The sequence below is a fragment of the Enterobacter sp. SST3 genome, from assembly GCF_000286655.1.
GTDB lineage: Bacteria > Pseudomonadota > Gammaproteobacteria > Enterobacterales > Enterobacteriaceae > Enterobacter > Enterobacter roggenkampii.
On the sequence record NZ_ALNS01000010.1, the window covers coordinates 1 to 19811 of the forward strand.

At 57.0% G+C, this 19811-nt stretch carries 19 protein-coding genes; 4 read left to right on the top strand and 15 right to left on the bottom strand.

Annotated features, from left to right (window positions below; translation table 11 throughout):
• Positions 1-29 precede the first annotated feature (29 nt).
• From crl to gpt, 3 genes are all read right to left on the bottom strand, one after another.
• Positions 30-431: a sigma factor-binding protein Crl gene (gene crl, locus B498_RS16510; protein ID WP_008500249.1), complete on the bottom strand. Its 402-nt coding sequence runs from the start codon at positions 429-431 to the stop codon at positions 30-32.
• Between the two features lie 57 nt (positions 432-488).
• Complete coding sequence (frsA, locus tag B498_RS16505) at positions 489-1733, bottom strand: esterase FrsA (RefSeq protein WP_008500250.1); 1245 nt, start codon at positions 1731-1733, stop codon at positions 489-491.
• A gap of 106 nt (positions 1734-1839) precedes the next feature.
• Positions 1840-2298: a xanthine phosphoribosyltransferase gene (gene gpt, locus B498_RS16500; protein ID WP_003863205.1), complete on the bottom strand. Its 459-nt coding sequence runs from the start codon at positions 2296-2298 to the stop codon at positions 1840-1842.
• Between the two features lie 260 nt (positions 2299-2558).
• On the opposite strand from gpt, the gene pepD reads away from it, so the two are divergent.
• Complete coding sequence (pepD, locus tag B498_RS16495; protein ID WP_008500251.1) at positions 2559-4016, top strand: cytosol nonspecific dipeptidase; 1458 nt, start codon at positions 2559-2561, stop codon at positions 4014-4016.
• Positions 4017-4092: 76 nt separating this feature from the next.
• Here the strand turns inward: pepD and dinB are convergent, their stop codons facing one another.
• The 8 genes from dinB to B498_RS16455 all read right to left on the bottom strand — a co-directional run bounded on the left by dinB (position 4093) and on the right by B498_RS16455 (position 11300).
• Positions 4093-5151: a DNA polymerase IV gene (gene dinB / locus B498_RS16490; protein WP_008500252.1), complete on the bottom strand. Its 1059-nt coding sequence runs from the start codon at positions 5149-5151 to the stop codon at positions 4093-4095.
• A 108-nt stretch (positions 5152-5259) separates the two neighbouring features.
• Complete coding sequence (gene nqrM / locus B498_RS16485; RefSeq protein ID WP_032622773.1) at positions 5260-5463, bottom strand: (Na+)-NQR maturation NqrM; 204 nt, start codon at positions 5461-5463, stop codon at positions 5260-5262.
• Positions 5463-6686 carry an NADH:ubiquinone reductase (Na(+)-transporting) subunit F gene (nqrF, locus tag B498_RS16480; RefSeq protein ID WP_008500254.1) on the bottom strand — a complete coding sequence of 408 codons (1224 nt, stop codon included), beginning with the start codon at positions 6684-6686 and terminating at the stop codon, positions 5463-5465. The genes nqrM and nqrF overlap by 1 nt, the downstream gene beginning before the upstream one ends.
• A 10-nt stretch (positions 6687-6696) precedes the next feature.
• Positions 6697-7293, bottom strand: coding sequence for an NADH:ubiquinone reductase (Na(+)-transporting) subunit E (gene nqrE, locus B498_RS16475; protein WP_008500255.1), 597 nt, complete (start codon positions 7291-7293; stop codon positions 6697-6699).
• Positions 7294-7299: 6 nt separating this feature from the next.
• Positions 7300-7938, bottom strand: a complete 639-nt coding sequence (locus B498_RS16470) for an NADH:ubiquinone reductase (Na(+)-transporting) subunit D (RefSeq protein ID WP_008500256.1) — start codon at positions 7936-7938, stop codon at positions 7300-7302.
• Complete coding sequence (locus B498_RS16465) at positions 7931-8725, bottom strand: Na(+)-translocating NADH-quinone reductase subunit C (RefSeq protein ID WP_008500257.1); 795 nt, start codon at positions 8723-8725, stop codon at positions 7931-7933. The genes B498_RS16470 and B498_RS16465 overlap by 8 nt, the downstream gene beginning before the upstream one ends.
• Positions 8718-9953 (bottom strand): NADH:ubiquinone reductase (Na(+)-transporting) subunit B, encoded by a 1236-nt coding sequence (locus B498_RS16460; RefSeq protein ID WP_008500258.1) that lies wholly within the window; start codon positions 9951-9953, stop codon positions 8718-8720. The genes B498_RS16465 and B498_RS16460 overlap by 8 nt, the downstream gene beginning before the upstream one ends.
• Positions 9954-9956: 3 nt before the next feature.
• Positions 9957-11300: a Na(+)-translocating NADH-quinone reductase subunit A gene (locus tag B498_RS16455; RefSeq protein WP_008500260.1), complete on the bottom strand. Its 1344-nt coding sequence runs from the start codon at positions 11298-11300 to the stop codon at positions 9957-9959.
• Between the two features lie 298 nt (positions 11301-11598).
• Between B498_RS16455 and dpaA the strand changes: the two genes are divergently transcribed.
• Positions 11599-12339: a peptidoglycan meso-diaminopimelic acid protein amidase gene (gene dpaA / locus B498_RS16450; RefSeq protein WP_008500261.1), complete on the top strand. Its 741-nt coding sequence runs from the start codon at positions 11599-11601 to the stop codon at positions 12337-12339.
• Here the strand turns inward: dpaA and B498_RS16445 are convergent.
• Together B498_RS16445 and lpcA are read right to left on the bottom strand one after the other, a co-directional pair.
• A complete protein-coding gene (locus B498_RS16445; protein ID WP_008500262.1) occupies positions 12310-13077 on the bottom strand; it encodes a class II glutamine amidotransferase in 768 nt (255 codons plus the stop codon). The genes dpaA and B498_RS16445 overlap by 30 nt on opposite strands.
• Positions 13078-13125: 48 nt before the next feature.
• Positions 13126-13704 (bottom strand): D-sedoheptulose 7-phosphate isomerase, encoded by a 579-nt coding sequence (gene lpcA / locus B498_RS16440; RefSeq protein WP_008500263.1) that lies wholly within the window; start codon positions 13702-13704, stop codon positions 13126-13128.
• A 239-nt stretch (positions 13705-13943) separates the two neighbouring features.
• On the opposite strand from lpcA, the gene fadE reads away from it, so the two are divergent.
• Positions 13944-16388, top strand: coding sequence for an acyl-CoA dehydrogenase FadE (gene fadE / locus B498_RS16435; protein ID WP_008500264.1), 2445 nt, complete (start codon positions 13944-13946; stop codon positions 16386-16388).
• Positions 16389-16496: 108 nt separating this feature from the next.
• Positions 16497-17267: an amidohydrolase gene (locus B498_RS16430; protein WP_008500265.1), complete on the top strand. Its 771-nt coding sequence runs from the start codon at positions 16497-16499 to the stop codon at positions 17265-17267.
• 57 nt (positions 17268-17324) lie between these two features.
• Here B498_RS16430 and B498_RS16425 read toward each other — a convergent pair whose 3' ends face one another.
• Both B498_RS16425 and B498_RS16420 read right to left on the bottom strand, forming a co-directional pair.
• Positions 17325-18926: a gamma-glutamyltransferase family protein gene (locus B498_RS16425; RefSeq protein WP_008500266.1), complete on the bottom strand. Its 1602-nt coding sequence runs from the start codon at positions 18924-18926 to the stop codon at positions 17325-17327.
• Positions 18927-18935: 9 nt separating this feature from the next.
• The gene (locus B498_RS16420) at positions 18936-19811 is read right to left on the bottom strand and encodes an ABC transporter permease (RefSeq protein ID WP_008500267.1); all 876 of its coding nucleotides are present in this window, start codon (positions 19809-19811) and stop codon (positions 18936-18938) included.

Sequence of the window (19811 nt, forward strand, 5' to 3'; positions counted from 1 at the left end):
CGAAGCCGCCACCCGGCACTGTGACGCTATCAGGCAGTCAGCTTCACCGCTTCGCTGGAAAAATCATCCGCTGGCTCGAACTTAAGGTCCAGGGTGGCCAGCAGTGCGCTCGCTTTGTCGTGAAACTCTTTCAGGGTATATTCCAGGCGATCGATCACTTCCTGATCTTTAATGGTGGTGGCCTGCCAGTTACCGTCTTTATTAAACAGGCCAAACTGGTAGCTATACGTAAAGCGTTTTTCCTCTGCTTCCATTTCCATCCACCAGCCCCAGAATTCACGTTTTTCGGGTGCAGGCTTCACGTTGACGCATACAGCCAGGCAGTCGAAAAAAAAGCGATTCTCTTCACACTGCTCTTCTCGAATATACGGGCCAAGAGCCATGAACTTCTTAATCAATCTACTTTTCGGGTGTCCACTCGGTAACGTCATTGCGATCTCCTTTTGTGAAGCCACTGTTTTACCAAACCAGCGAAATTTAGCAATCTATTAACACAATCTCTGAGCGATCCAGCGCGTAATCTCCTTCAGAGCTTTATCGAAATTCTGATAGACCGGGCTGAACGGCACCTCAAGCAGTTTGCCATCCGCAGATGACGACGTGATTAAGCGCGACTCTTCTTCCGGACTGAACGGATCGTTTTTCCAGAACCCCGACAGCATCGGCGTCGGGCAGCGACGTCCCAACAACCCTTGCGTTTTTAACGAGTAGCGATTGAGCTCAACGCGCAGCGCTTCGTCTGATGCATCATGCATGCCAAGACGGCTGGCCAGCACATCAAGGTACATTTCGGGCACGCTCCCCTGGCGTGCGGGATCGCTGAGCAGGGCGTGAACGACCGGACCAAGACAAGCGACGGCTTTCAGGCGGGAGGATTCAAGGTAAGCCAGACGCACCGCGACGTTTGCGCCAAAGCGGAAGCCAAATGCCGCCACGCGGGTGTGGTCAACCCACGGAATGTTTTCCAGCGCTTTTAGCGCATGCTGGTGCAGCAGGCTGGAATCCTGAGTCAGTTTCCATTTGGAGGAGAAGCCAATTGAGGGCATATCCAGCGTCAGCATCGCGATCCCTTTTGGTGCGAAGTAGCGCTCATACAGGCTGTAATAGTCAATTTGCAGAGAGTCCAGCCCGCCGCACATCAGCACGGTCGGGAACGGGCCTTCACCTTCGGGCATATGCAGGAACCCGGTAACGGGCGCCCCGCCCGGAACAGCGAACTCAAGCTCGCGCATCTGGCCCGGCAGGCGTTGAGCCGCCTCTTCGTAGGCGCGATTCGCCAGCGCCTGCGCCTGTTCAGCCAGCTCATCGCCTTTTAAATGCGGGTAGGCGGCAATGGCATAGAGGTTGGCCGCATGCAGCCAGTGTTTGCCGCTGCGCGTGGCATCCTCTTCCTGGCTGGCTTTTTGCTGCCAGAGCATCGCCTGTTTAGACCACTCGTAGATCCAGTTTCCGCCACGGTAGCCCACTACCGTATCATAGAGTTCGCTGTCGGTACGCTCGGCTTCACTCATCACGATACGTGCCTGCACATCAAGGATTTCACGGGGATCGATACCGCGCCAGATCCACATCAGGCGGTTAATCATGCGATACCAGTGAGGCACGTTTTTACCGTCTAATGCAGACTGGACGGCAGGCTGAGTACCCGGATTGAAGCGACGCACCAGCGTCGACGTTTCAGGGTGTTTGAAACGGGGTTTGAAGAGAGTCTCGGTGAGATTCGCCTGCGTCATTGCATTGCCTCCATGAATACGTCGTATAGAGACTATTGTAACGCGCGTCAGACTAAAAAAAACAACGCCCGGCATCACCGGGCGTTAAATTAATTGCGGAACGTGATTAACGACCCGAGATTGGCGGTACGAAGACCACGCCCATATCCCATGGTTGTTCAATCCAGGTATCCTGCGGAATATCAATCACGTAATCGTCAACCAGCGGGCGGCCAGCAGGCTTCGCGAAGATAGTGACGAAATGTGCTTTCGGATACATTTCACGGATAGCCACCGCGGTACCGCCGGTATCCACCAGGTCATCAATAACGATGAAGCCTTCACCATCGCCTTCCGCGCGTTTCAGCACTTTCAGCTCGCGCTGGTTGTCATGGTCATAGCTGGAGATGCAAACGGTATCGACATGACGAATACCCAGCTCACGTGCCAGCAGCGCCCCCGGTACCAGACCGCCACGGCTGACGGCAATAATGCCTTTCCACTGTTCGGAAGGCATCAGACGCGCAGCCAGTTTGCGTGCGTGAATCTGCAACATGTCCCAGGTGACGACGTATTTTTCGCTCATGTGAAGTGTCCCAGCCTGTTTTTATACGGCTTAAAAAGTGTTCGAGGGGGAAATAGGTTGCGCGAGATTATAGAGATCTGACGCACTAAAAACCAGTGTTTAGCGCCCTCTGCCTGAGTTTTTACATGCTTTATGCTACCAGCCAGCAGAGAAAGTGGTATTCTCAGTTTCATCTCGCAAGCCTGACTTGTGGTAACTATTAACCTGCTAACCCTGTGACCTGCAACCCTGTTTGCAGCGCCTCGACAAGGAGACTTATCGTGTCTGAACTGTCTCAACTATCTCCGCAGCCGCTGTGGGATATTTTTGCCAAAATCTGCTCCATTCCACACCCTTCCTACCATGAAGAACAGCTTGCCGAACATATTATGGGCTGGGCGAAGGAAAAAGGTCTGCATGCGGAACGTGACCAGGTTGGCAACATTCTGATCCGCAAACCCGCCACCGCAGGCATGGAAAACCGTAAACCGGTTGTGCTGCAGGCGCACCTGGACATGGTGCCACAGAAGAACAACGACACCGTTCACGACTTCACCAAAGACCCAATCCAGCCATACATCGACGGCGACTGGGTGAAAGCGCGCGGCACCACCCTGGGTGCGGATAACGGCATCGGTATGGCCTCTGCGCTGGCCGTGCTGGCCGACGACAGCGTTGAGCATGGTCCACTGGAAGTGCTGCTGACCATGACCGAAGAAGCGGGCATGGACGGGGCGTTCGGTCTGCAGGCGAACTGGCTGCAGGCGGATATCCTGATCAACACCGACTCCGAAGAAGAAGGCGAGATCTACATGGGCTGCGCGGGCGGGATTGATTTCATCTCTACCCTGCCGCTGTCACGCGAAGCGATTCCTGCCGGTTTCCAGACCTTCAAGCTGACGCTGAAAGGGCTGAAAGGCGGCCACTCCGGCGGTGATATTCACCTGGGTCTGGGTAACGCCAATAAACTGCTGGCACGCTTCCTGGCAGGCCATGCGGCCGAGCTGGATCTGCGTCTGGTAGACTTCAACGGCGGCACCCTGCGCAACGCGATCCCGCGCGAAGCCTTCGCCACCGTAGCGGTTCCAGCGGCAAAAGCCGACGAGCTGAAAAAACTCTCCACCGTGTACCTGGATATCCTGAAAAACGAACTGTCGGCGAAAGAGAAGAACCTGACCGTGGTGCTGGAATCCGTCTCCACGGATAAAGCCGCGCTGACCGTGCAGTCTCGTGACACCTTCGTTCAGCTGCTGAACGCGACGCCAAACGGCGTAATCCGCAACTCTGACGTGGCGAAAGGCGTAGTGGAAACCTCACTGAACGTGGGCGTGGTGACCATGAGCGACGACAGCGCGGAGATCATCTGCCTGATCCGCTCCCTTATCGACAGCGGTAAAGAGTATGTGGTGAGCATGCTGGAATCTCTGGGTACGCTGGCGGGCGCAAAAACCTCCGCCAAAGGCAGCTACCCGGGCTGGCAGCCGGATGCAAGCTCTCCGGTGATGGCACTGGTGCGTGAAACCTACCAGCGTCTGTTCAACAGCACGCCGAATATTCAGGTGATCCACGCGGGTCTGGAATGTGGTCTGTTCAAGAAACCGTATCCGAATATGGACATGGTATCTATCGGGCCAACCATTACCGGTCCGCACTCGCCGGATGAGCAGGTTCATATCGAAAGCGTTGGTCATTACTGGACGCTGCTGACTGAACTGCTGAAGGCGATCCCAGTTAAGTAATACCCTCACCCCAGCCCTCTCCCACAGCGAGAGGGTGAAAAACCCAGGCCCGGTAAGCGTAGCGCACCGGGCTTTTTTACAATCCTAATACCAGCTGTCGCTCTAACTGCGGATCCAGCAGCGTGACGTGCAATCCCACCAGCCTCACCCCTCGTCCACCTCGTCGCTCTTCCCATGCCTTTTTTGCCGTCGCGATAAGATCGTCTTTGTTCAGACGCGGCCAGACGTGTTCCTGCGTGGTCTGCTGAAAATCGTTGAATTTGAGCTTGATGCCCTGACGGGCAATCAGCAGGTCCGGTTTTACCTTGCTTAAGCGTCGTTCCAGCTCAGGATAAAGCTGTTCCGTGATAATGGTTTCGCATTCGGACCAGTCATGAATATCTTCAATGAGGGTTCGCTCGACGCCGACGGATTTCCGTAGCCGTTCGCTGTTCACATCGCGATCGTCAATCCCCTGGCTGCGCTCCCACAGCACGCGGCCAAACTTCCCGAAGCGCTTGAGCAGCATGGCGAGGTCGCTTCGCTGCACGTCTTCGCAGGTGCGTAACCCCATGCTTTCCAGCTTAGCGGCGGAGACTTTCCCGACGCCGGGGATTTTGCCAAGCGGCAGCGTTTTTAAAAATGCAGGCACCTCTTCCGGCGTAATGACGTACTGGCCGTTGGGCTTATTTAAATCCGAAGCGATTTTGGCAAGGAATTTAACGGGCGCGACCCCCGCAGACGCCGTCAGATTCAGCTCGTTGAAAATCGTCTGGCGGATCTCCTGCGCCATCAGCGTGGCGGAGCCGTGGCAATGCACGCTGTCGGTCACATCGAGATAGGCTTCGTCCAGCGACAGCGGTTCTATCAAAGAGGTATAGCGGGAGAAGATTTCCCGAATATGAAGGGAAGCCTCTTTATAGGCGTCGAACCGCCCGGGCAGAAGCGTGAGATGAGGGCAAAGCTTTAAGGCCATCGCCGTCGGCATGGCGCTACGCACGCCAAATTTGCGCGCAGGGTAGTTGGCGGTGCTGATAACGCCACGCTGAACGCGGCTGCCGCCAATAGCGATGGGAATATCCCGCAGCGCCGGGTTGTCTCGCATCTCCACTGCGGCAAAAAAGCAGTCCATATCAACATGGATTATTTTGCGCATAGTAAGCCCTCACTCATCACTGGATAAGTATACAGTAAATAAATGAGGGTTGAGAAGCAGATGTAAGAATGCCGGGTGGCGGCGTTGCCTTACCCGGCCTACAAAAACTTAAATAATGCGCTGCTGCTCGCGCGCCATGCTTTTTTTGCGGGCGTCGCACGGTTCCGGGCAGTCGCAGACCTTCTCCATGCCAATGGAGGAAATACCGCCGCAGCTGCCCTGAATGCTTTTCCGCTTAACGATCCAGCCTAAAGACATGCCAAAGATGACAAGTACAAAAACCACAAAGGTTGCCAGAAACGTCAGCATCATCAGCCTCCAAAGTCATCGAGCATGATGTTCTCATCTTCGACGCCGAGATCTTTCAGCATCTTAATCACGGCGGCGTTCATCATCGGCGGACCACACATATAGAACTCGCAGTCCTCGGGCGCCGGGTGCTGTTTGAGGTAGTTTTCATACAGCACGTTGTGGATGAACCCCGTATAGCCCGTCCAGTTATCTTCCGGCTGCGGATCGGAGAGCGCCACGTGGAAGGTAAAGTTCGGGTTTTCACGCGCCAGCTGTTCAAATTCATCATCGTAGAACATCTCACGCAGCGAACGCGCCCCGTACCAGAAGCTGATTTTACGCTTGCTGCCGAGCCGCTTGAGCTGGTCAAAGATGTGCGAGCGCATCGGGGCCATGCCGGCACCGCCGCCGATAAAGACCATTTCCGCGTCGGTATCTTTCGCGAAGAACTCCCCGAACGGGCCGGAGATGGTCACCTTATCGCCCGGCTTCAGGGACCAGATGTATGATGACATCACGCCCGGCGGCGCATCCGGCACATTTGGTGGCGGCGTGGCGATACGCACGTTGAGCATGATAATGCCCTTCTCTTCCGGGTAGTTGGCCATCGAGTAGGCGCGCAGCGTCGGCTCTTTTACCTCTGATACAAAGCGGAAGAGATTGAATTTGTCCCAGTCGGCGCGGTACGCCTGCGGAACGTCAAAGTCCGCATACGCCACGGTATGCTCAGGGCACTCAATCTGAATGTATCCTCCGGCGCGGAACGGGACATCTTCCCCTTCCGGCACCCGCAGCTTCAGCTCTTTGATAAAGGTAGCTTTGTTATCATTAGAGATAACTTCACATTCCCATTTTTTGACGCCGAAAATCTCTTCCGGCAGTTCAATCTTCATGTTCTGACGCACTGCGACCTGACAGGCCAGACGGCAGCCCTCTTTTGCCTCACGCTTTGTGATATGCGACAGCTCGGTGGGCAGAATATCGCCGCCACCCTCTTTTACCGTCACGCGGCACTGCCCGCAGGAGCCGCCGCCGCCGCAGGCTGAGGAGACAAAAATACCGTTACCGGACAGCGTGTTGAGCAGCTTATCTCCCGCAGGGGTGCGGATCTGATTCTGCGGATCGTCGTTTATATCAATCACCACGTCGCCGGAATTCACCAGCTTCGCGCGCGCCGCCAGAATGAGCCCTGACAGCACCAGTACAATCAGCGTGAACATCACCACGCCAAGAATAATTTCCATCTGTTAGCCCTTATAGCTGCACACCGGAGAAGGACATGAAGCCCAGCGCCATCAGCCCGGTGGTGATAAAGGTGATCCCTAAGCCACGCAGGCCTGCAGGCACGTTGGCATATTTCATTTTTTCGCGGATCCCCGCCATGGTGACAATCGCCAGCATCCAGCCGATGCCGGAGCCGAAACCGTACACCACGGATTCACTGAAGTTGTAATCACGCTGAACCATAAACGAGACGCCGCCGAAGATGGCGCAGTTCACCGCGATCAGCGGCAGGAAGATCCCCAGCGCGTTGTACAGCGACGGGAAGTACTTATCGAGGATCATCTCCAGGATTTGCACCAGCGCGGCAATCACGCCAATAAAGGTGATGAAGTTCAGGAAGCTGAGGTCAACCCCTTCCACCAGCGCGCCGTCCCGCAGCACAAAGTTGTAGACCAGATTGTTAATCGGTACAGATAAGCCAAGCACCACGGTGACCGCGATACCCAGCCCAAATGCCGTCGACACTTTTTTGGACACCGCAAGGAACGTACACATGCCGAGGAAAAACGCGAGCGCCATGTTTTCAACAAACACCGCGCGCACAAACAAACTCAGGTAATGAGCCATCGTCGGTTACTCCTTTTCCTGCTGTTCTGGTCTCAACGTACGAATCAGCCAGATCAACAAACCGATAATGAAAAATGCGCTGGGAGCCAGCAGGAACAGGCCGTTTGGCAGATACCATCCACCGTTTTGCACCGTGTCCAGCACCGTGATGCCAAACAGCTTACCGCTGCCAATGAGCTCACGCAGGAAGCCAACGGTCAGCAGGATCACACCGTAGCCGAGGCCGTTACCGATACCGTCCATAAAACTCGCCAGCGGCGGCATTTTCATGGCGTAGGCTTCCGCACGCCCCATCACAATACAGTTGGTGATGATCAGCCCGACAAATACCGAGAGCTGTTTGGAGGTTTCATAGGCGAAGGCGCGCAGCAGCTGATCGACCACGATCACCAGCGAGGCGATGATCGCCATCTGCACGATGATCCTCACGCTGTTGGGAATGTGGTGGCGGATCATCGAGATAAACATGCTCGAAAATGCCGTGACCAGCGTGACCGCCAGCGTCATCACCACCGCCGTTTCCAGCTTGGTCGTCACCGCCAGGGCTGAACAGACGCCCAGCACCTGCAGCGTGATCGGATTATTGGCCAGCAGTGGGCCAATGAGCACCTTTTTGACTTCTTTCAGTTCACCGGTATCAGCCATTGTTCAGCGCTCCTTCACGTACGTTTTTCAGGAAAGGACCAAAACCCAGCTCGCCCATCCAGAAATCAAAACTGTGCTGCACGCCTTTGGAGGTGAGCGTGGCGCCGGACAGCCCGTCGACGGCGTAGTCGTCACCGGGCCGTGCCGCCCCTTTCATCACCTTCAGCGCAGGCAGACCGTTATCGTCGAGCACTTTCTTACCGATAAACTGTGCCCGCCAGTTCGGGTTTTCCACTTCGCCCCCCAGCCCCGGCGTTTCGCCCTGGTCGTAATACGTAATGCCTTTTACGGTACGGCCATCCGTATCAAGCGCCACAAAGGCATACATCATTGACCACAGGCCGTTGCCGTAGACAGGAAGCACCACTTCCTGAATGCGTTTTTGGGGGTCACGCACCAGATAAATTTCGGCGAGATTGCTGCGGCGCTTAATCCCGGCGGGATCTTGCGATGCCTCGAGCGTCAGGCTCATCTGCGGATCTTTCAGCGCCAGCGCCTGGTTATACTTCGCCGGATCTTTATCCAGCAGATGGCCGGTTTTCAAATCCACCAGACGCGGTGAAATACGCTCCGCAAATACCGCCGAGACGTCGTCTGCACTCATCCCTTCCTGCATCAACCCGGCCACGGCCAGTATGTTGCGCTGTTTATCCAGTGCACGTTGCGCCTGCTGCAGGGGTTTTAACCCCACGGCAGAGCCGGCCACGACAATCGAACAGACAAGACAGAGCACCAGCACCACCAGCAGCGTTTTGCTGATACTGTCGTTATTTTTAACTTCAGCCACGCGCCTTCCTCCGCTTAATGTTGGCCCGCACCACCAGGTAATCGAAGAGTGGCGCAAACAGGTTGGCAAACAGAATGGCCAGCATCATTCCTTCCGGGTACGCCGGGTTGACCACGCGGATCAGGACACACATCGCGCCAATGAGCACGCCATAGCTCCATTTACCTTTATCCGTAAACGAGGCAGAGACGGGGTCGGTTGCCATGAACATCATGCCAAACGCGAAGCCACCCAGTACCAGATGCCAGTACCAGGGCATGGAGAACATTGGGTTGGTGGTCGAACCGATAACGTTGAACATCGTGGCGGTCAGCACCATGCCGATCATCACCCCCGCCACAATTCGCCAGGAGGCCACGCGCCCAAACAGGATGATCGCCCCACCAATCAAAATCATCAGCGTTGAAACTTCACCAATGGAACCCGGAATGTTGCCAATAAAGGCATCAAACCAGGTCACAGGCTGACCCGTCGCGTTGTTCACCAGCGTTTCGCCGCCGTGTGCCGCCCACTGTGAAAGCGGCGTCGCGCCGGAAAAACCGTCTGCCGCCGTCCAGACCAGGTCGCCGGAGATTTGCGCCGGATAGGCAAAGAAGAGGAACGCACGCCCCGCCAGCGCCGGGTTAAGGAAGTTCCGCCCGGTGCCGCCGAAGATCTCTTTGGCAATGACCACGCCAAAGCTGATGCCCAGCGCTGCCTGCCAGAGCGGTAGCGTCGGGGGAACAATCAGGGCAAACAGAATAGAGGTCACGAAGAAGCCTTCGTTGATCTCATGTTTACGGATGATGGCAAACAGCACTTCCCAGAAGCCGCCCACGATAAAGACCGTGATGTAAATCGGCAGGAAGAACACCGCCCCCAGCGTCATCATGCTCACCCAGCCCGCGTCTGGCGCAAAGCTCACCCCTAACGACTGGGCCAGACGGTAGTGCCAGTCAGACTGAAGCACCTGCGCCAGCTGCTGCGCATCGTACATGTGGTGCAGCGCCGGAATGGTCTGCAGACCGACGTTGTACATCCCCCAGAACATTGCCGGGAAGACCGCAAACCACACCAGGATCATCATCCGCTTAAGGTCGATGGCGTCACGGACGTGCGCCGCTCCTTTCGTCACCAGCCCCGGCGTGTAGAAAATGGTCGCCGTGGCTTCATACAGCGGGTAGTACTTTTTGAGCTTCCCTTCGGTAAAGTGCGGCTCAATTTTTTCAAAGAGGTGTTTTAAGCCCATCGGTTATCCTTCCTGCTCAATGCGGGTTAACACCTCGCGCAATACCGGTCCATATTCGTATTTTCCCGGACAGACATAGGTACAGAGCGCCAGATCTTCTTCGTCCAGTTCCAGACAGCCCAGCGCCTGCGCGCTGTCGGTATCGCCAGCGAGCAGATCGCGCAACAGCATGGTCGGCAGAATATCCAGCGGCATGACGCGCTCGTAGTTGCCAATCGGGACCATAGCGCGCTCGCCGCCGTGCGTACTGGTCGAAAAGCTAAACAGCTTATTACGCAGGAAGTGCCCCAGCGTGGTACGGGTGACGGAGTATTTTTCCGCACCGGGCAGCACCCAGCCGAACAGCTCTTTCTCGCGGCCTTCCTGCACAATGCTGACCTGCAAATGGAAACGTCCCAGATAGGCGTGCGCCTGCACGGCATGGCGGCCACTGAGGACCGAACCGGAAATCAGCCGGTTTTCGCCTGCTTTGGTTTCTTCGTTCAGCAGTTCATTGATATCCGCGCCAATCAGCGTCTTCACCAGACGCGGGTTTGCAGCCTGCGGCCCACCGATGGCGATGGTGCGTTCCGCGCACAGCTCTCCGGAGGTGAAGAGCGTACCAATGGCGATGACGTCCTGATAATTAAGATGCCAGACCTGTTTCGTCAGGCTCACCGGCTCAAGGAAATGGATGTGCGTCCCGACCAGACCCGCCGGATGCGGGCCAGCAAACTCATTAAACGTGACCTGCCCCTGAGGATGACCGCCAAGCTTGCCGCCACCGGCCTGGCAAACGTGGACTTTTCCCGACGTCAGACGGGTTAAAACGGTAAGCCCGGCATCAAAGGCTTTGCGCTGTGCCAGGATAACCGGCTGCGGATCCACGCTGAGCGGGTTGGTATCCATTGCCGTGACGAAAATCGCGGCCGGTTCCGTGCCGGGAACCGGGGATTTACTGAAGGGACGCGTGCGAAGCGCGGTCCATAAACCGGACGCCAGAAGCTGAGCCTGAACAGCCTCACGGCTCAGCGACGCGAGGTCTGCGGCATCGTAACGGGCGAATTCACGCTGTTCATCGCCTTCAATGCGGATCACCACCGACTGCAGAACGCGCCGTTCGCCACGGTTGATCGCCACAACGGTGCCGCTCGCGGGGGCTGTAAACATCACGCCGGGATTTTTTTTGTCCTCAAAGAGCGCCTGGCCTTTGATCACGCGATCGCCTTCCTGTACCAACATCGAAGGTCGCATTCCCAGGTAGTCGTCGCCCATAATGGCGACATGACGGACACTTGCGCCTGTCGAAACGCGCTGCGCGGGCACGCCTGCAATCGGCAGATCAAGTCCTTTTTTGATTTTAAACATGTGGTTAGCAGGTTTCCATGAACAACAATCCAGTGGCCGCGAAGTGTAACATTTTCCCCTTCTCGCGGGCAGCGAATCCGCCGTCGCGCGCGCCAAATTGCGAGCTAATGCGCAAAGTTCCTGGAGCCATCGCGATTTTGATGGTTTATAAAGTAAAACTAATTTGTAAACTCACCGCCCGGCTCTTGCGAAAATCTATAGCGGTGCTAATGTGAGCGCTCCTAACAGAATAATCTGATTTCGGGTCTCTTTTGCCGTCCTGGCAAGTTGGTCATGGTTTTATCAAGGAACTAGTAGTATGCGTAAAATCGCATTGTTCATTGCGATGCTTCTGATTCCGTGCATGTCGTTTGCCGGACTGCTCAGCAGTAATAGCTCAACGACGCCGATCAGCAAAGAATATAAACAGCAGTTAATGGGATCGCCGGTTTATATTCAGATCTTCAAGGAAGAACGCACTCTCGATCTGTTTGTAAAAATGGGTGAGACGTATCAGCTGCTTGATAGCTACAAAATCTGTAACTACTCCGGTGGATTAGGGCCAAAACAGCGTCAGGGCGATTTCAAAAGTCCGGAAGGGTTCTACAACGTTCAGCGTAGCCAGCTCAAACCAGACAGCCGTTTCTATAAAGCCATCAATATCGGTTTCCCGAATGCCTATGACCGTGCACACGGTTATGAAGGTAAATACCTGATGATCCACGGTGCCTGCGTGTCTATCGGCTGCTACGCGATGACCGATTCCGGCATTGATGAGATTTTTCAGTTTGTCACCGGCGCGTTGGTCTTTGGTCAGCCAAACGTTCAGGTCAGCATCTATCCGTTCCGCATGACGGATGCCAACATGGCGCGTCACAAGTACTCGTACTACGCGGATTTCTGGAAACAGCTGAAACCCGGCTATGACTACTTCGAGCAGACTCACAAGCCGCCTGTTGTCTCGGTTGTGGATGGCCGTTACGTGGTCAGCAAGCCGCTGAGCCACGAAGTTGTCCATCCACAGCTGGCGTCAAATTACACGGTCCCCGAGACAAAATAGCACCCACTCGCCTGGCATAATCTTTTGCCAGGTTTCGTTGCCCGTCAGCGGCTGCGTTGCAATAACAGTGACCACATCGTTCGGTGTGGTCTCCTTCTGAAAGTCTATCTCCACATCCTGATCGAGCAGCGTTGCCACGCCAAACGGCGCACGTCGGGTGATCCAGAACAAATTCGTCGAGCAGAACGCCATCACATAGCGGCCGTCTGAGAGCAGCATGTTGAACACGCCTTTTTCGCGTAGCTCGGTCGCCAGCGTCGCGATGTATTTAAACACGGCAGCCATATTGCCTGGCGTGCGGGGATAGCGCTCCGTCAGCTTGTGCAGCAGCCAGCAAAAGGCTTTTTCGCTGTCGGTTTCGCCTACCGGGCGGAAATTGCCCGTCTCCAGCGACTTATAGCCCGTGAGTTGCCCGTTGTGCGCGTAGGTCCAGTTTCGGCCCCACAGTTCCCGGGTAAACGGATGGGTATTTTCCAGCGCCACTTCGCCACGGTTAGCCTGGCGAATATGGGCGATCACCGAGCGGGACTTGATAGGATAGTCCTGCACCAGTTTGGCAATCGGTGAGTTAAAGCTGGGCTGTGGATCTTTGAACGTGCGACACCCTTTGCCTTCGTAGAAGGTGATGCCCCAGCCGTCTTTATGCGGCCCGGTTCCCCCACCGCGCTGAACCAGCCCGGTGAAGCTAAAGCAGATATCGGTTGGCACATTGGCGCTCATCCCGAGCAGTTCGCACATACATCACCTCCACAACAGCGGGGGGCACCAGCGCCCCCCAGCGAAGTCTTACTTAGCCATCTCTTTTTCGATCAGCTGGATCAGGATGTGGATCACTTTGATGTGAATTTCCTGAATGCGGTCAGCATAACCGAAGTGCGGAACGCGAATTTCAACATCCGCCGTACCGTCCATCTTACCGCCATCTTTGCCCGTCAGGGTGATGACTTTCATCCCTTTTTCACGTGCAGCAGTAATCGCTTTGATCACGTTGCCGGAGTTGCCGGAGGTAGAGATCCCCAGCAGCACATCGCCTTCACGGCCTACCGCTTCAACGTAGCGAGAGAAGATGTGGTCGTAACCGAAGTCGTTGCCTACGCAGGAGATGTGGCTCACGTCGGAAATCGCAATCGCCGGGTAGCCAGGACGGTTTTCGCGATAGCGTCCGGTCAGCTCTTCTGCGAAGTGCATCGCGTCACAGTGAGAGCCGCCGTTACCGCAGGAGAGCACTTTGCCACCCGCTTTGAAGCTGTCGGCCAGCAGGACCGCCGCGCGCTGAATAGCGTGAATATTGGCATCATCTTTCAGAAAGTTCGCCAGCGTTTCCGCCGCTTCGTTCAGTTCGTTACGAATAAGATCCTGGTACATGAGGATAATCCTTCAGTATTGATGAAATAACACAGTGGAGTGTACCGGATAGCGGGAAAAGCGAGAAGCTAAAGCCATGCGAAACGTCCGGCGTTTTGCTTTTTCGTGCCGGGTAAAACGCGAACAATGTGAACCAGGTTGTAATTATTTTGTAAACACATTGCTAAAGGAAATAACATCAACTACAACCATATCATCACAAGTGGTCAGACCTCCTACAAGCAAGGGAGCTTTTCTTTATGATGATTTTGAGCATTCTCGCAACCGTTGTTCTGCTCGGTGTGTTGTTCTATCACCGCGTAAGTTTATTCCTGAGCAGCCTGATTCTTCTGGCCTGGACGGCTGCGCTTGGCGTCGCAGGCCTCTGGACTATCTGGCTTTTAGTCCCTCTTGCCATCATCCTTCTGCCGTTTAACTTTGCCCCGATGCGTAAATCAATGATCTCTGCACCGGTGTTCAAAGGCTTCCGCAAGGTGATGCCGCCCATGTCGCGTACTGAAAAAGAAGCGATTGATGCGGGCACCACCTGGTGGGAAGGCGACCTGTTCCAGGGTAATCCGGACTGGAAAAAGCTGCATAACTACCCGCAGCCGCGTCTGACTGCGGAAGAGCAGGCGTTTATTGACGGCCCGGTAGAAGAAGCCTGCCGTATGGCGAACGACTTTGCTATCACCCATGAAATGGCCGATCTGCCGCCAGAGCTGTGGGCGTACCTGAAAGAGCATCGCTTCTTCGCGATGATCATTAAGAAAGAGTACGGCGGTCTGGAGTTCTCCGCCTACGCTCAGGCTCGCGTGCTGCAAAAGCTGGCAGGCGTTTCCGGCATCCTGGCGATTACCGTTGGCGTGCCTAACTCCTTAGGCCCGGGCGAGCTGCTGCAGCATTACGGTACGGAAGAGCAAAAAGATCACTATCTGCCACGTCTGGCACGCGGTCAGGAAATCCCTTGCTTCGCGCTGACCAGCCCGGAAGCAGGCTCCGATGCCGGCGCGATTCCGGATACCGGCGTGGTCTGCATGGGCGAGTGGCAGGGCGAGCAGGTGCTGGGCATGCGCCTGACCTGGAACAAGCGTTATATCACGCTGGCCCCTATCGCCACCGTGCTGGGTCTGGCCTTTAAGCTCTCTGACCCGGAAAGACTGCTGGGCGGCGAAGAAGATCTGGGCATTACCTGTGCGCTGATCCCAACCTCCACCCCAGGCGTTGAGATTGGTCGTCGTCACTTCCCGCTGAACGTGCCGTTCCAGAACGGTCCAACCCGCGGGCAGGATATTTTTGTGCCGATTGATTACATCATCGGTGGCCCGAAAATGGCCGGTCAGGGCTGGCGTATGCTGGTGGAATGTCTGTCGGTGGGCCGCGGCATTACCCTGCCGTCGAACTCAACCGGCGGTCTGAAGTCGGTGGCGATGGGGATTGGTGCCTACGCTCACATCCGCCGTCAGTTCAAAATCTCCATCGGCAAGATGGAAGGTATCGAAGAGCCGCTGGCGCGTATCGCGGGCAACGCCTACGTGATGGACGCTGCCGCCACGCTGATTACCTACGGCATTATGCTGGGCGAAAAACCAGCCGTACTGTCGGCCATTGTGAAGTACCACTGTACCCACCGCGCGCAGCAGTCAATTATTGACGCGATGGATATCGCGGGCGGTAAAGGCATTATGCTCGGCGAAGGCAACTTCCTGGCGCGCGGCTATCAGGGCGCACCGATTGCCATCACCGTGGAAGGGGCAAACATCCTGACCCGCAGCATGATGATCTTCGGTCAGGGCGCAATTCGCTGCCATCCATACGTGCTGGAAGAGATGGCTGCTGCGCAGAACAACGACGTGGATGCCTTCGATAAGCTGCTGTTCAAGCATATCGGTCACGTGGGCAGCAACAAGGTGCGCAGCTTCTGGCTGGGCCTGACGCGCGGCCTTACCAGCGCCACGCCGACCGGCGATGCAACCAAACGTTATTATCAGCATCTGAACCGTCTGAGCGCCAACCTGGCCCTGCTGTCCGACGTTTCCATGGCGGTACTGGGCGGCAGCCTGAAGCGTCGCGAACGTATCTCTGCCCGTCTGGGCGATGTGCTGAGCCAGATCTTCCTGGCCTCTGCGGTCCTGAAACGTTACGACGACGAAGGCCGTCAGGAAGCGGATCTGCCGCTGGTGCACTGGGGCGTGCAGGATGCTTTGTATCAGGCTGAACAGGCGATTGACGATCTGCTGGCGAACTTCCCGAACCGCTTCGTGGCAGGCGCCCTGCGCGTGGTGATCTTCCCGACCGGTCGTCACCATCTGGCACCGTCCGACAGGCTGGACCACAAAGTGGCGAAGATCCTGCAGGTTCCGAGCGCAACCCGTTCCCGTATCGGTCGCGGTCAGTACCTGGCACCGACGCCGCATAACCCGGTGGGTCTGCTGGAAGAGGCGCTGCTTGACGTGATGGCCGCCGATCCGATTCACCAGAAGATCTGTAAACAGCTGGGCAAAAACCTGCCGTTTACCCGTCTGGACGAACTGGCAAAACAGGCACTGGCCGGTGGCATTATCAGTAAAGATGAGGCCGCTCTGCTGGTGAAAGCCGAAGAGAGCCGTCTGCGCAGCATTAACGTGGATGATTTCGAACCGGACGAGCTGGCGACGCAGCCGGTAAAGCTGCCGGAGAAGCACCGCAAACCTGAAGCGGCATAACGCGTTTCGCTTATACAAACCCCGCCTCGCGCGGGGTTTTTTATTGCCACATTTTCTCGTTATGTCGTGCTACAGTGTCAAAAAGTGGTCGTTTGAGGAGTCTGTATCGTGCCTGGTCTGAAGATTTCTATTTTGCAGCAACCTTTAGTGTGGATGGATGGCCCCGCCAACCTGCGCCACTTCGATCGTCAACTCGAAGACATTACCGGGCGCGATGTGATTGTCCTGCCGGAAATGTTCACCACCGGCTTCGCCATGGAAGCGGCAAAACAGTCAATGCCGCAGGAGGAGGTGGTCGCCTGGATGCATGCCAAAGCGCAGCAGACCAACGCGCTGATTGCCGGTAGCGCCGCGCTGCAAACGGAGCGCGGCCCGGTGAACCGCTTCCTGCTGGTCGAGCCGGAAGGAAAGGTGCATTTCTACGACAAGCGTCACCTGTTCCGTATGGCGGATGAGCACCATCACTATGAAGCCGGTAACGAGCGCGTGGTGTTCGAGTGGCGCGGCTGGCGTATTCTGCCGCTGGTCTGCTACGACCTGCGCTTCCCGGTGTGGTCGCGCAACCGTAACGATTACGACCTGGCGCTATATGTGGCCAACTGGCCTGCACCGCGCTCCCTGCACTGGCAGTCGCTGCTCGTGGCGCGCGCGATTGAGAACCAGGCGTACGTGGTGGGCTGCAACCGCGTGGGGACGGACGGCAACGGGCATCACTATCGCGGCGACAGCCGGGTGGTGAATCCGCAGGGCGAGATCATCGCCACCGCCGAGCCGCATCAGGCGACGCGTATTGATGCGGAGCTGTCCTTGACGGCGCTGAAGGAGTACCGGGAGAAGTTTCCGGCGTGGCAGGATGCGGATCCTTTTAGCATTGAGTGAAAAAAAAGCCGGGTGGCGGCTACGCCTTACCCGGCCTACCAATGTTGCTCGCTTCTTTTAACTCACCAACGCCTGCCCGTCTTTGCGGCTTTCCGTCGCGGCCACGTAGTGTCCTTCCGGCAGGCGGTAAATCACCTGCGCACCACCGAAGTTGTAATCCTGAAGCGGATCTTCCACCACGATCTGATGCCCGCGCTCGCGCAGCGCGGCAATCGTGTTGCGATCGAACGTCGATTCAACGATCACCTCCCTGCCCTGCACCACGCGCCAGCGCGGCGCATCGATTGCCGCCTGCGGGTTTTGCCCGTGCAGCATGATGCGCAGCGCCATCTGCATGTGCCCCTGCGCCTGCATCGGGCCGCCCATCACGCCGAAGGACATCAGCGGCTGGCCGTTGCCGTCCATCGCAAAGCCCGGAATGATGGTGTGGAACGGACGCTTGCTGCCCGCCAGCGCGTTCGGGTGATTTGGATCCAGCACAAAGCCACAGCCCCGGTTTTGCAGGCTGATCCCGGTATCCGGCACCACAATGCCTGAACCGAAGCCCATATAGTTGGACTGAATAAACGAGACCATCATCCCGCTGGCGTCCGCGGTACTGATGTAGACCGTGCCGCTCTGCGTCGGGGAACCGTAGACAAAATCGGACGCGCTGTCGTGGTTGATCAGCGCCGCGCGTGACTTCAGGTAATGGTCGCTCAGCAGCTCTTTCGCCGCGAACGCCATGTGTGCTTCGTCTGCCACGTAGCGGTCGAGATCCGCCAGCGCCAGCTTCATTGCCTCGATAGAGAGATGCAGAGACTGCACGGAATCCGGATGATGCTTCTCAATGCCGCACTGCTCCAGAATGCCGAGCGCAATCAGCGTGGCGATCCCCTGCCCGTTTGGCGGCAGCTCCTGCACCGAGCCGCCCGCAAAGTCGCGTGACAGCAGTTCTACCCAGTCCACGCGGTGGTTGGCCAGATCCTCGGCCGTCAGGTGCGCGCCATGCTCTCTGGCGAAGGCGGCAATTTTCTGCGCCAGCTCACCGCGGTAAAAGGCTTCGCCGTTGGTGCGGGCAATCAGCTCAAGCGAGTTCGCCTGCGCCGGGTTACGGAAGATCTCCCCCACGCGCGGGGCGCGGCCTTCCGGGGCGAAACAGGCGCTGAAGCCCGGCTGATCTTTCAGCTTGTTATAGCCGCGCTGCCAGAGATGCCCAATCAGCGGGGAGACCGGGAAGCCGTTGCGCGCGTAGTCAATGGCGGGCTGCGCCAGGGTGGTCAACGGCAGCGTGCCGAAGCGTTCCGCCAGGGAGACCCAGCCGGATACCGCCCCCGGCACGGTCACCGCGTCCCAGCCGATTTCGGGCACCGCGGTTTTTCCGGCAAACAGATCCGCGTGCCAGCTCGCAGGCGAACGACCTGAGGCGTTCAGGCCGTGCAGCTTTTCACCGTCCCAGACGATAGCAAAGGCGTCGCTGCCGATGCCGTTGCCGGTCGGCTCGACCACCGTCAGCGACATGGCGGCGGCTATGGCGGCATCCACGGCATTCCCCCCCAGCTGCAGCATCTTCATTCCCGCCTGCGCCGCCAGCGGCTGAGACGTCGCAACGGCGTTATGGCCCAGCATCGGCGGACGGCGTGAAGCGTAACCGGACGTAAAATCTAGCGCTTTGGTCATCATGACTCCTTAGTCGTGGCGCGGATCGAGCGCATCGCGCAGCCCGTCGCCGAGTAAATTGAAGCCCTGCACGGCAAGGAAAATCGCCACGCCGGGGAAAATGGACATCCACGGAGCCTGTTCAAGAAAACCTTTTGCGGTGTTGAGCATGGAGCCCCAGGACGGATTGGGCGGCTGCTGTCCCAGCCCCAAAAACGACAGGCTGGCTTCAGCGATTATCGCCGAGGCAATCGCCAGCGTGGCCTGCACCAGAATCGGCGACATCACGTTGGGCAGAACGTATTTGATGATGATCCAGCGATCCGGCAGGCCAATTGCCCTCGCGCCGTCGATGTACTCTTCGTTGCGAATGGCGATCACCTGACCGCGCGTCAGGCGGGCGAAGATCGGCATCGCGGAAAGGCCGATGGCGATCATCGCGTTGGTCAGGCTCGGGCCCAAAAACGCCCCCAGCGCGATCGCCATGATCAGGAACGGGCAGGCCAGCAGCGCCTCGATCACGCGCGAGATGACGCCGTCCCAGATTTTCTGGAAGTAACCCGCCACCAGCCCCAGCGGTACGCCGATAACCACGGCAATCACCACAGACATACAGCCCGCCATCAGCGAGGTGCGCGCCCCCCAGATAATGCGGGATAGGATGTCTCGCCCCAGCTCGTCGGTGCCGAACCAGTACATCGCCGACGGCGCTTTGCGCACCGCCAGGAAGTTGGCTTTGACCGGGTCGAACGGGGCGATCCACGGCGCCAGCAGCGCCACCAGCACAAAGAATCCCACCACTGCCGCGCCAATGACCGCGCTTTTATTGGCGAGGAATTTTTTCAATACCCGGTTTTGCGCCCGCGGCAGTGCGGGCACAACGGTTTGTGTCGTCATTTCCGCCAT

What these genes read in the sequence shown, in the direction of transcription:
- crl (WP_008500249.1), bottom strand. Translation starts at nt 431, where the DNA reads ATGACGTTACCGAGTGGACACCCGAAAAGTAGATTGATTAAGAAGTTC.
- frsA (WP_008500250.1), bottom strand. Translation starts at nt 1,733, where the DNA reads ATGACGCAGGCGAATCTCACCGAGACTCTCTTCAAACCCCGTTTCAAA.
- gpt (WP_003863205.1), bottom strand. Translation starts at nt 2,298, where the DNA reads ATGAGCGAAAAATACGTCGTCACCTGGGACATGTTGCAGATTCACGCA.
- dinB (WP_008500252.1), bottom strand. Translation starts at nt 5,151, where the DNA reads ATGCGCAAAATAATCCATGTTGATATGGACTGCTTTTTTGCCGCAGTG.
- nqrM (WP_032622773.1), bottom strand. Translation starts at nt 5,463, where the DNA reads ATGATGCTGACGTTTCTGGCAACCTTTGTGGTTTTTGTACTTGTCATC.
- nqrF (WP_008500254.1), bottom strand. Translation starts at nt 6,686, where the DNA reads ATGGAAATTATTCTTGGCGTGGTGATGTTCACGCTGATTGTACTGGTG.
- nqrE (WP_008500255.1), bottom strand. Translation starts at nt 7,293, where the DNA reads ATGGCTCATTACCTGAGTTTGTTTGTGCGCGCGGTGTTTGTTGAAAAC.
- B498_RS16470 (WP_008500256.1), bottom strand. Translation starts at nt 7,938, where the DNA reads ATGGCTGATACCGGTGAACTGAAAGAAGTCAAAAAGGTGCTCATTGGC.
- B498_RS16460 (WP_008500258.1), bottom strand. Translation starts at nt 9,953, where the DNA reads ATGGGCTTAAAACACCTCTTTGAAAAAATTGAGCCGCACTTTACCGAA.
- B498_RS16455 (WP_008500260.1), bottom strand. Translation starts at nt 11,300, where the DNA reads ATGTTTAAAATCAAAAAAGGACTTGATCTGCCGATTGCAGGCGTGCCC.
- dpaA (WP_008500261.1), top strand. Translation starts at nt 11,599, where the DNA reads ATGCGTAAAATCGCATTGTTCATTGCGATGCTTCTGATTCCGTGCATG.
- B498_RS16445 (WP_008500262.1), bottom strand. Translation starts at nt 13,077, where the DNA reads ATGTGCGAACTGCTCGGGATGAGCGCCAATGTGCCAACCGATATCTGC.
- lpcA (WP_008500263.1), bottom strand. Translation starts at nt 13,704, where the DNA reads ATGTACCAGGATCTTATTCGTAACGAACTGAACGAAGCGGCGGAAACG.
- fadE (WP_008500264.1), top strand. Translation starts at nt 13,944, where the DNA reads ATGATGATTTTGAGCATTCTCGCAACCGTTGTTCTGCTCGGTGTGTTG.
- B498_RS16425 (WP_008500266.1), bottom strand. Translation starts at nt 18,926, where the DNA reads ATGACCAAAGCGCTAGATTTTACGTCCGGTTACGCTTCACGCCGTCCG.
- B498_RS16420 (WP_008500267.1), bottom strand. Translation starts at nt 19,811, where the DNA reads ATGGCGGAAATGACGACACAAACCGTTGTGCCCGCACTGCCGCGGGCG.